General features: G+C 45.2%; 8 protein-coding genes. All 8 read right to left on the bottom strand.

Annotated features, from left to right (window positions below; genetic code table 11):
- Window positions 1-92 precede the first annotated feature (92 nt).
- The 8 genes from accD to leuB all read right to left on the bottom strand — a co-directional run bounded on the left by accD (window position 93) and on the right by leuB (window position 10,592).
- Window positions 93-1,046, bottom strand: coding sequence for an acetyl-CoA carboxylase, carboxyltransferase subunit beta (gene accD / locus H6S82_RS06300; protein ID WP_190474757.1), 954 nt, complete (start codon window positions 1,044-1,046; stop codon window positions 93-95).
- A gap of 147 nt (window positions 1,047-1,193) precedes the next feature.
- Window positions 1,194-2,372, bottom strand: a complete 1,179-nt coding sequence (locus H6S82_RS06295) for an RNA-guided endonuclease TnpB family protein (RefSeq protein WP_191056092.1) — start codon at window positions 2,370-2,372, stop codon at window positions 1,194-1,196.
- Between the two features lie 49 nt (window positions 2,373-2,421).
- Window positions 2,422-2,646 (bottom strand): hypothetical protein, encoded by a 225-nt coding sequence (locus tag H6S82_RS06290; protein WP_190472729.1) that lies wholly within the window; start codon window positions 2,644-2,646, stop codon window positions 2,422-2,424.
- Window positions 2,647-3,167: 521 nt separating this feature from the next.
- Window positions 3,168-4,007 carry an A24 family peptidase gene (locus H6S82_RS06285; protein ID WP_190472733.1) on the bottom strand — a complete coding sequence of 280 codons (840 nt, stop codon included), beginning with the start codon at window positions 4,005-4,007 and terminating at the stop codon, window positions 3,168-3,170.
- Between the two features lie 3 nt (window positions 4,008-4,010).
- Window positions 4,011-6,101 carry a GGDEF domain-containing response regulator gene (locus tag H6S82_RS06280; RefSeq protein ID WP_190472735.1) on the bottom strand — a complete coding sequence of 697 codons (2,091 nt, stop codon included), beginning with the start codon at window positions 6,099-6,101 and terminating at the stop codon, window positions 4,011-4,013.
- A gap of 23 nt (window positions 6,102-6,124) precedes the next feature.
- On the bottom strand, window positions 6,125-9,052 hold the full coding sequence (locus H6S82_RS06275; RefSeq protein ID WP_190472738.1) for a PAS domain S-box protein: 2,928 nt from the start codon (window positions 9,050-9,052) through the stop codon (window positions 6,125-6,127).
- 99 nt (window positions 9,053-9,151) lie between these two features.
- Entirely contained in the window at window positions 9,152-9,463 is a 312-nt protein-coding gene (locus tag H6S82_RS06270) for a hypothetical protein (protein ID WP_199315538.1), read from the bottom strand.
- Window positions 9,464-9,494: 31 nt separating this feature from the next.
- Complete coding sequence (gene leuB / locus H6S82_RS06265) at window positions 9,495-10,592, bottom strand: 3-isopropylmalate dehydrogenase (RefSeq protein WP_190472741.1); 1,098 nt, start codon at window positions 10,590-10,592, stop codon at window positions 9,495-9,497.
- Window positions 10,593-11,165: the final 573 nt, after the last annotated feature.

The raw sequence follows: 11,165 nt of genomic DNA, 5'->3' as shown, positions 1-11,165 counted from the left end.
GGGCTAGGGGCTAGGGGCTGGGGGCTAGGAAAGAAGGAGAGCGAAAGCGAGGAATTTCGACTTTTAACTTTTAATTTTTCACTTTCTAGCGGCTACTCCCTCGCTCCCAGCTCCTCTTTACCCTCGCTCGGAATTATGAATGCCGAACCGTTTGATTCTGAGAGCGGCATTAGATGACTTATTTTTGCAGCCGGTTGGTGCAGGTGAATCAGCTGCGCTAGGGTTGACTTAAGTCGAGTTCTCGACACAATGGCATCAACGAAGCCGTGCTGTAGGAGATATTCTGCTGTTTGAAAATCGTCTGGCAGCTTTTCTCTGAGGGTTTGCTCGATGACACGCCGTCCGGCGAACGCGATCGTCGCTTTTGGTTCTGCTAGAATAATGTCTCCCAGCATAGCAAAACTCGCAGTAACGCCTCCTGTGGTCGGGTGAGTCAGCACCGGGACATAAAGCAGTCGAGCTTCTTGATGACGTTGCAGGGCTCCTGAAATTTTGGCCATCTGCATCAAGCTGAGCATTCCTTCCTGCATTCTGGCTCCGCCAGAAGCACAAACGATAATGAGCGGTAAACCTTGCTGCGTAGCTTTTTCTACTAAACGGGTGAGCTTTTCTCCCACCACAGAACCCATACTGCCACCCATGAAGCGAAAGTCCATGACGCCGAGTGCGGCTGGGCTGCCTTCAATTTTACCCAGACCTGTTTGAACGGCATCGGAAAGGTCAGTTTTTTCTTGGGTTTCGCGCAGACGATCGCGGTAAGATTTGCGATCGCGAAACTGTAACGGATCGCCTGGGTATAATTCCTCGTCCATCGGCTCCCAAGTATTAGTATCTACCAGCTGATGGATGCGTTCGTTGCTGTAGACACGCATATGATGGTCGCACTCCCGGCAAACCATCTGATTGGCTTGCAGGTCTTTGGTATATGCCATCACGCCACAAGCTTCGCATTTCGTCCAAAGTCCATCAGCAATCTCTCGCTCTTGCCGTTCCGGACTGATAGGACTGGATTTTTTTCTATTTGCAAACCAATCAAACAAAGACATGAAAACTCTAAATTCCTTTTAACTTAGCTAATTGTTAATTGCTAATTGCTAATCGTTAATCGCTTTTGGGTGCCAACTCAGTAGGATAAATCAACTGTCCTGCTCCATAAAACTGATACAAATCCGGATCTAACCGGAAATTGAAGTTTACTTACTGCTTCGTCCAGGGCTGTCGGCAGCTGACTGTCCACAGTCGTTAAGTTCCGGAGAAGCCCTCCGTACTTTGTCGGGGGGTGCATATTCCAAATTCAGTGAGGCGTTGAAATCGCGACACTTAATCGAGCCGCACCCCTGGCAATGGAATACCCTATCGCTTAGCTTCATTGGTTGAATGTGTCCACATTCCGAACAGGTCTTAGATGAAGGGAACCAACGGTTTACCAACTCAACAACTGTGCTAAACATGGATTGCTTGTAGGTCAGTTGCCGCCGCAACTCGTACAAACCTAAGTTACTGATAGCATCAGCTAGTTTGGAGTTAGCCATCATGCCACTAATGTTCAAATCTTCAATCCGAATACAGTGATACTTTTGGCTAATTTTCGTTGTTAGCTTCTGCAAGAAATCGCGTCGAATATTAGTAATCTTGGCGTGAAGCTTGGCAACTTGTCTGTAGTACTTATTGGCATTGTTAGACGTGGGTATTCCTGCCTTTTTGTTTCCCAGTTGTTTGTTCCGATTGCGCCACTGCAATTTAGCTAGCTTGATTTTCACTTGCTTTATAGATGCAGGGGCTTCTATAGTTGTCCCGTCGCTGAATGTGGCGAATGTCTTCACACCCAGATCGATACCGACTTTCTCCACTTTATGAAACAAGGGAGGTACTTTTTCAGCAAACGACACATACCATTTATCAGCGTGGCGGGACACCGTGAAAGTTTGGCTGGCTATTGTGAAGGGGACTGGTTCATACAGTCTAAATGTCCCTAGTGTGGGAATTTTGATGAAGTTACCAACGCTAACCGTGACTAACCCATTGCATGAATCAACCGTGAAGGAATCTCTGTCTTTTTTGCGCTTGAAAACTGGGAACTTCCCTAACCCTTTAAAGAATCGAGTCAGCCCGTTTTTCAAGGCAATGAAAGCATTTTGATAAACGCGAGATGAAAGTTGATTCATCCAAGCATATTCAGGCTTCTTTTTAGTCAGGTTGGTTAAGACTTGGCGGATGGTTGAAATCTTTTTGGTTACACCTCCTTTGATATCCATCACTTGCTTGTATAGGGCTAGCCCGTAGTTGTAGACAAACCTCGAAAAGCCAGCGTGTTGCGCCATTAAAGTGCGTTCAGCGTTATTCAACTTGAGTTCGAGTTTGATGGCGTACATAGTTTAAATGCCTTAATATCCGGACTTGTCCTGAGAAATGGGGATTAGATCACATCTCTTCCCCTGCTTGCTCCTCTTCTAGGGGGCTGAGCAGAAGCAGGGCTGTCCAACGATCTTCCGGTCGCACCTGCAAAGCAGCAGGACTACCCGTACCTAGATAAGAGGCTATGCCCAAGTCGAGTATCCGAGTTGGGATCTGGTGAGCAGCAAGGATTTGCTGCATTAACTCCGCTTCCCAGCGGGTACGAGTGGTTTTCAGTACGATCCAAGACACAGGTTGATTTTATCATAATCCGCCGTCAGACCCCGATCCTCTATAGAGTGGGGATATAAGGCGGGTGAATTTTGTCAGTCAATCCCGATAAAATTCACAGATCGATTGACTGGAAAATTGTCTTTTTAGTGAGACAATACTAATATAAATTTACGTGGTCAGAGGTCGATACATCGTTTTTGTTTACGAGTTTAAATGCAGCGTAACTCCAGAGCAGTATCAAGCTATAGACTCAGCGATTCGTACTTCACAGTTCATCCGCAATAAATGTCTTAGAGATTGGATGGATAACAAAGGGGTGAATGGTTACGACTTGAATAAATACACTGCTAGGTTAGCTAAGAATTCCCTTTCACATCTCAAATCAACTCGACGGCAAGGCCATCTGATGCACAGCTTTGATGGGATCGCTCGCTAGGTTTTTCGACAATTAATTTTTGTCAATTTCCAGATTATTTTTGTTATTTATTCCCTTTCTTATACAGATATAAAATGTTAGTTTTTTTTAGCATATAAAACCTTCAAATCAATGGAAAAAATAGTTTTAGGTACGTAGCTAAAATATCTTCCCCGAAAAAAACAGTCAATGCAGCTCCCATTGCCAGGAAAGGGCCAAAAGGCATCAGCTGGCGGCGACTTAACAAACCAAGTGCGATCGCACCTCCACCGACAAAAGATCCGATCGCACAAGCTAAAAATCCAGCCAGCAGTAAATATTTCCAACCTAACCAAGCGCCCATCATCGCTGCTAATTTGGCATCCCCTCCACCCATAGCCTCTTGCTGAAAAACGAGCTTTCCTACCACAGCGATCGTATCAAAAAGCCATATCCCCAATACAGCACCAGCAATACCTGACCAAAGCCAGCTGGCAACACCTGCTGCACTGTATGCTGTCAGAAAACCGAGAACGCCTTTAAATACCAAACCAGTTACTAAACCCGACTGAGTGAGAGAATTAGGCAAAGTCATGGTATCCAGGTCAATCAAAGATAAAGCCAAAAGCCAACTTAAAAAAGCGCAATACCCGAAAGTTTGCCAATAGTCAAGCGTTTGACCGGATAAACCAAATCTAAACAAAACCAACAAAAATAAAATGGCGGTTGCTGCTTCCACTAAGGGATAGCGTATCGAAATGGAATTTCGGCAGTATCTACAGCGTCCCCGCAACCATATCCAGCCAAAAATCGGTACATTGTCGTAGGCTTTTAACTTATTGAGGCACTGCGGACAGCGAGAGGGAGGAAACAGTAGAGATAAACCTGCGGGCAACCTGTAAACTACAACATTGAGGAAGCTGCCCACAGACGCCCCCAGCATGAAGAAAAACACAATTATCGGTAATGCAGTGAAGATATCCATGTTTTACTGTTGTTCGATCGCGATCGACATTTCTGCCTGTTCTGATGGTAACGGCCTAGAAAAGAAATAACCTTGTCCGCATTCGCATTTTAACTCTCTGAGTTTTGCCAGTTGTTCTGCCATTTCCACCCCCTCTGCAATTACATCCATAGCCAGGTTATGCGCTAGCATAACGATGGTTCGGACAATTTCTAAACTTTCGCTATCTTCACTCATTCTGTTCACAAAAGATCGATCGATCTTGAGAGTATTTACTGGAAAGCGATGCAAGTAACTAAGAGATGAATAACCGGTGCCAAAGTCATCAATACACAACTGAATTCCCAAAGCTCTCAGTTGCGAAAATATGGCAGCCGCAGATTCAGCATTTTCAATGATAGCGCTTTCTGTAATTTCCACCTTTAAACTGCGTGCATCCAAACCAGTATCCCGCAGAATTTGGTCAATTTGCTCGATCAAATTTGATTGCCCGAATTGTTTGCTACAAAAATTAACGCTGACTGTCAAAGATGACGTAGTGGGTATTTGCTTTTGCCATGTTCGCATTTGACGACACGCCTCCCGCAGCACCCACCAGTCTATTTGCACCAGCAACCCTGTTTCTTGGGCCAGCAGTATAAATTCTGCCGGTGCAAGTAAGCCGCGTTGAGGATGCTGCCAGCGTACCAGCGCTTCAAAACCGACAATTTTGTTAGTTACCAGCGATACGATCGGTTGGTAGTATAACCGAAATTCTTGCCGTTCGATAGCTCGTCGCAGGTCGTTTTCTAATTGGGAGAGAGCTAGTATTTGCAGGTGCATACCTGTATCGAATATCTGATAACATCCTCTCCCATATGATTTGGCACGGTACATAGCAATGTCAGCGTCGCGGAGTAAATCTTCTGCTCGTTCGTAATTTGAGGAACTGGCGACTATGCCAATGCTGGCATTGGTGAATATTTCGTATTTGTCTATATTTAAAGGTGTATTGAGTTCTCTTAAAATTCGCTCGGCTACTGTACAGGCATTACTCATATCTTCAAGATTTTCCAAAAGGATGGCGAACTCATCTCCTCCCAAACGCGCCACCGTATCAATGTTACGTAAAGTGTTTTCTAGATTTTTGGCGATCTCGATCAGCAGTTTATCTCCAATAGCGTGTCCAAAACTATCATTAACTACTTTAAAACGGTCGATATCTAAAAATAATACTGCAAACAAATATTCCTTGTCTCTTTTTGCTTGTTTGACTGCTCGATCGAGCCGTTCCACAAACAGAGCGCGATTTGGCAAACCTGTCAATCTGTCGTGAAAAGCTTGATAGCGCAATTGTTCTTCTGCTTGCTTGCGATCGGTCATATCCCAGAAGACTAAAACTGCACCCATAATATTTTCTCGATCGTCTTTAATCGGTGCAGCGCTATCACCTATAGGCACTTCTTTTCCATTCTTAGCTAAAAGAATAGTTTGCTCTGGCAAATGGACAATTTTACCTTCATTAAGTGCTTTAATGACAGGACTTTCAATCGGATTGCGGGTAGGCTCGTCGATAATATTGAATACTTCTGTCGAATTTCTACCGATCGCCTCTGACTGCTGCCAGCCAGTTAGCGCTTCCGCCATCGGATTCATAAAAGCGATCCGCGCCTCTATATCGTTAGCAATCACCCCATCGCCGATACTTTTAAGTACTGTGGAAAACCATTTAGCATTTTCTTTTAATTGCCTTTCCATTTGATGTTTGTAAATTGCAATTTCAATAGTTGTGTTTAATTCCCTTTCTTCAAACGGTTTAATAATATATCCAAATGGGCTTGTATTCTTAGCTCTTTCTAAAGTTTCTTCGTCAGCATAAGCAGTTAGATATATTACTGGAATATCGAAACGCGATGAAATTTCTTCAGCAGCTTCTATACCATCTATCTCTCCTCTTAACCTAATATCCATTAACACTAAACACGGCTTTAATTCCCCAGCTTTTTTAATCGCTTCATCCCCTGAATCTGCGATGGCTGATACACGATAACCTAAATTTTCTAAAATATTTTGTAAATCTATAGCTACGATGCTTTCATCTTCCACAACTAAAATTTTTTTAGCGATCTTATTCATTGCGTTTTGATGTCCAGCTACTTTTATATTTTAGCCTTGGCAAACGTAATTTTAAACTCCGCTCCCTTGCTAGTATTCAAATCTAGTGTACCTCTTAACTGATTGACTAAGCCGTTCACTAATTTAATGCCCAAACTGTTTGCGTTTTTTAAATCAAAATTTGTTGGCAATCCCACGCCGTCGTCGCTTACAATCATTTCTAGCTGATGCTCATCTAGAGGATTTAATTTAATCTGAATTTTGCCTTTTTCACCTTGAGGAAAAGCATATTTCAAAGAGTTAGAAACTATTTCGTTGATAATGAGGCCACAAGGAACGGCTGTATCAACATCTAAAAAAATATTTTGGCCAATTTCCATTACGAGAGTAACATTATTTGAATTAGTTTTATAAGAACGAAACAAATTAATAGTTAATTCCCGAATATATTCGGCAAAGTCTATTTTTGATAAGTCTTTAGAACGATATAGTTTTTCATGGATAAGTGCCATCGATCTGACCCGATTTTGGCTTTCTTGGAATATATCGATGGTTTGTTTATCCTGAATCGTGCGGGACTGAAGTCCAAGCAGGCTGCTAATGACCTGCAAATTGTTTTTAACGCGGTGGTGAATTTCCTTGAGCAACACCTCTTTTTCTTTCAAAGATGCCTGTATTTGCGCTTGTGCTTGCTGGCGAGCGATCGCAGAAGAAAGCACATTTGCGATCGCTTGCAGAAAATACACATCATCTTGGGTGAAGATGCGTTCTTTGGCTGCGTAAACTTCCAAAACTACAAAGGGAAGATTTGTACTTTGCTCAACAACGACACTCATACCGCTGTGTACTTCTCGATCTTCTACAAGGGGGGAGTCACCAAACCCTACCTCGGCAGATAAGTCTGAAAAGATTTCCGAGTTTGAAAGTAAGGTGGAGTCTGCCTGTGGCAATTTTGGATTTGGAGATTGTTTTTCGGATTCGATCGCCTTCGATTCCTCTTCAGCAGACTGCAATCCAAAATCTAAAATACGCAATCCAAAATTGACGGTGGCGCTACCCAAGAGTTTTCTTTGCCAACTTACTCCAGGCCCTTGCTGCAAAACATCCCCTCTACGGAGGATTTCCAAAACAGAGCAGTATTCGACTTCCAGAGTTTGTGCGGTAATAGCGCAAGCTTGGTTGAAAATACTGGCAAGATCGTTGTGGGCCAAAGCTTGTTGGCCGAGTTCAGCTACTGCTGCCTGCTGACGAATGCGGATTTCTAGTTCTGCCTCTACCCGAACGCGATAGGCAATTTCCGTCTGTAATTCTTCGTTGGTTTTTGCTAATTCCTTGGTACGTTCGCGCACGCGCAGTTCTAGATCGTCGTATGCTTTTTGCAGTGCAGCTTCCGCTTGTTTGCGATCGCTGATATCGCGTCCTTCCGGAATCAGCAGAACAACTTCTTGGGCGTCATTTTTGACAGGTTTGAGGGAAAAGTCGATTGTGGCGACAGTATCGCCGACACCCTGGATATCGACTTCGTAACGCACGAAATTACCTGCGGCTGCTTGAACGATCGCTTCTTGCAATCGCTTCTGAGTGTCCCTGGAAATACTCCACCACCGTGCCTCCCAAAACGGACGGTCGATCGCATCTGTAAGCTCGATTCCGCCAAAATCCAACACCGATCGGTTCGCTTCTAAAAGCGTACCATCTGGTTTTAGCAAACCAACAAATTGAAAAGTTTGATCGAAAATAGCGCGGAAACGTCTTTCACTCTCCCGCAACGCCTGTTCGGAAACCTTGCGATCGGTAATATCGCGCAAAAAAACAGTAAATATTTTTTCACCTTCTAATTCCATTGCCGAAATCGAAGCTTCAGCCGGAAATTCCGTACCATCCTTGCGAAGACCAAAAATTTCCCGCCGCTCCCCCATTCGCCGCGCCGTATTTGATGACCACCCAAATCCGACAACGTGTTGGCGATGAATCTCTCTGTATCGTGAAGGCAAAAGCACATCGAGGGGTTTACCTATAATTTCAATGGCTTTATATCCAAATATCTTTTCTGCGCCTTTGTTAAATAAAGTAATCCGTTGACTTGCATCGACGGAAATAATCGCATCGTCAGCAATATCCAAAATTCCGCTCAGACGCGCTTGCGATATCAGTAAAGCTTCTTCTGTGCGCTTCAATTCGGTGATATCTCTACCCACAGCTTGAAACTCGATCGGACATTGTTGCCCATCAAAAATTGCCCGGTTAATCCATTGCTGATAGCGAATTTCGCCGTTCGGTCGCAGGATGCGGTTTTCAATCGTGGTAACGGGATTTTCTAGAGTGATAGTACTCAGTTGGTTTTCGATTTGTTGTAAATCTTCTTGAAAAATAATTGGCGCAAAGCTGTGTCCGATCAGCTCTGCTTGTGTTTTGCCGAAGTAGCTACAGTAAGCTTGGTTAACGAAGATAAAGGTGTTATCCGGCAAAAAGCGACAAATCAGTTCGGTTTGATCCTCTACGATGGCGCGATAGCGAGCCTCGCTTTGGCGCAATGCCTCTTCGACCTGCTGACGTTCCTGGATTTGGTTTTCCAGATTGCGGTTGATTGCTTCTAGTTGTGCGGAACTGGGGAGAGCCAACGCTTTGGGAATCAACGGCACGAGTTGCAAAGCTGTATAAAGGGAAACTATCGCAGTTATAACCTTGATCGATCCAGATAGCCAGTAGGTGGGATACCACAGCGTCCAAACTTCCATTATATGGGTGGTGCCGCAAGCAATGATAAATGCGCCAAACAGCAGAAAAATCGATCGGTATGGTAAATCTTGACGCTTGCGGACAAAGTAGATCAGCGCTATCGGAATAGAATAGTAGGCGATCGCAATTAAAGCGTCGGATACTACGTGCAGTCCTACCAACTCCGGCTTCCACAGGTAGCAGTGACCGTGCGGAATAAAATACCCCGAATCCAAAAATTCTTTTAATATCATTTTTTGTGCAAAAAAGCTTTCAGGAGTAGGGTTGGCATTGCCCGCCCTACTCCTTATTTAGCAAAGATTGGCTATTTTCTCCAACCAGAAAAACTGCCGCTAATATAATTCCGATTCAATCTGACTAAACGGGACAAAAATTTCTTGCGGCAATAATATCGGCTGGCCAGAAAAAATTAGCTTACCCCTGAGCGTTACTCGATTGAGCGCTACACCAGTAGGACGCTGAACCAGCTTGGGATGTGTCTGATGGTAGGTTCGGTAAATTTGTCGAGCGGCTTGCAGTATAGCTGGGTCTGGTAACACTGGAAAATCTTTCCTGTCTCCCTTAGTTTCTATCCGTTGCTGAGAAGCCTGTACCGCTAACCTATCCCTATCTTCTAAGCTCGACTTTAATCGATTTGTCTGCATACAGCAATAAGCGCCACTTTTGGCGAATAGATTAGGATTGGGGGTTTTCCAGCGCTTGTAGCAGAGCATCCCCCATCGCTCGGCAACCCACAAGCGTCATACCATTCGACATAATATCGCCGGTACGATAACCATTGTCTAGAACTTGCAGTACTGCCCGCTCAATTCGGTCTGCCGCCTCTGGCCGATCGAGTGCGTAGCGCAGCATCATCGCAACGCTGAGAACTTGAGCTATGGGGTTAGCTTTATCTTGACCGGCAATGTCGGGGGCAGATCCGTGGACGGGTTCAAATACACCCGGCCCATTTGCACCCAAACTGGCAGAAGGCAACATACCGATACTACCCGTTAGCATAGCAGCCGCGTCTGAAAGAATGTCACCGAAAAGATTGCCGGTGACTATGGTGTCAAACTGTTTGGGAGCCCGCACTAGCTGCATGGCAGCATTATCTACATATAAATGAGTCAGTTCGATATCTTGATATTCCGATGCTAACTGAATGATGCGATCGCGCCACAACTGCGAAACTTCCAGCACGTTTGCCTTATCCACCGAGCAAAGTTTACCGCCTCGTTTGCGAGCCGTTTCAAACGCTACCCGCCCAATGCGATCGATTTCGCTTTCGGTGTACGCCATCGTATTCACTCCCCGCTTTTCGCCGGTTTCTGTGGCAAAAATTCCCTTCGGTTGACCGAAGTAAATGCCACCGGTGAGTTCTCGTACCACCATAATATCAACGCCTTCCACAACTTCCCGCTTTAATGTGGAGGCATCGATCAGCTGGGGTAAAATTTTCGCCGGTCGCAAGTTGGCAAATAACCCCAGTCCAGACCGCAGTCCCAACAAGCCTCGTTCCGGTCGCTGATGAGATGGTAAGCTATCCCACTTCCAACCCCCAATTGCCGCCAGCAAGACGGCATCGCTTTGGCGGCAGGTTTCCAGTGTAGCGGCGGGTAGGGGTTCGCCTGTAGCATCGATGGCCGCACCGCCGACCAGCGCTGTTTGGAACTCAAAATGGAGGTTTAGTTGCTGACCCACCAGTTTCAGCACATCTACCGCGACTGCCATGATTTCGGGGCCAATCCCGTCTCCGGGTAAAAGGGTGATGCGGTATTGCTGCTGTGTCATCGATCGTTCTGTTTCAAAGTAAGTGCCTATTTATTTTTGCACTGCGGGTGCGATCGCGTGCCGGTGCTATTTTCCCAGTGTACTGCGTACCTAACCGAACGATTTGGCGGCTTTGATTCCGCGATTTTACCGATCGATATGCTGTCAAGCCCAATTTATGAGATAATAAATACGTAGAAATGTGGAAAGTCTGTACTCCAAAAATAAAGTATTCGAGCGACCTCAAGCACTAGAAAGGGCGATCGAACATCACACCCAGAGAAACAGATGACCCATCTCTGACCACAGTCCGCTGAATCCCAATTTCTCAACAAAATCGGTGTTTGGGTGCAATTCAGGTGCAACTACAAGGGCTGAAAGTTTCTATCGCTAGGGCGTCGGGCGTCGGGAAGAGGGAAGAGGGAATAGAGAATAAGGTGACGCGAATCATCTAAAAATTTTCCGGAATTTCAAGCTCTGTCCGATCGTTGCCCAGCCAATTCAAAATCCTCTCTTGCGAAGGTGGGTATCGTGACGGTCACCGCCAAGACGCCCACTTCGCGCCAAATCCAAAATCCAAAATCGTTTGACCGG

The organism is Planktothrix sp. FACHB-1355 (genome assembly GCF_014748295.1).
Classification (GTDB): domain Bacteria; phylum Cyanobacteriota; class Cyanobacteriia; order Cyanobacteriales; family Aerosakkonemataceae; genus Aerosakkonema; species Aerosakkonema funiforme_A.
This window is presented reverse-complemented; position numbering and strand designations above follow the sequence as displayed.

Excerpts from the sequence above, each read along its gene's own strand:
- accD (WP_190474757.1), bottom strand. The coding sequence starts at position 1,046 with ATGTCTTTGTTTGATTGGTTTGCAAATAGAAAAAAATCCAGTCCTATC.
- H6S82_RS06295 (WP_191056092.1), bottom strand. The coding sequence starts at position 2,372 with ATGTACGCCATCAAACTCGAACTCAAGTTGAATAACGCTGAACGCACT.
- H6S82_RS06285 (WP_190472733.1), bottom strand. The coding sequence starts at position 4,007 with ATGGATATCTTCACTGCATTACCGATAATTGTGTTTTTCTTCATGCTG.
- H6S82_RS06280 (WP_190472735.1), bottom strand. The coding sequence starts at position 6,101 with ATGAATAAGATCGCTAAAAAAATTTTAGTTGTGGAAGATGAAAGCATC.
- H6S82_RS06275 (WP_190472738.1), bottom strand. The coding sequence starts at position 9,052 with ATGATATTAAAAGAATTTTTGGATTCGGGGTATTTTATTCCGCACGGT.
- H6S82_RS06270 (WP_199315538.1), bottom strand. The coding sequence starts at position 9,463 with ATGCAGACAAATCGATTAAAGTCGAGCTTAGAAGATAGGGATAGGTTA.
- leuB (WP_190472741.1), bottom strand. The coding sequence starts at position 10,592 with ATGACACAGCAGCAATACCGCATCACCCTTTTACCCGGAGACGGGATT.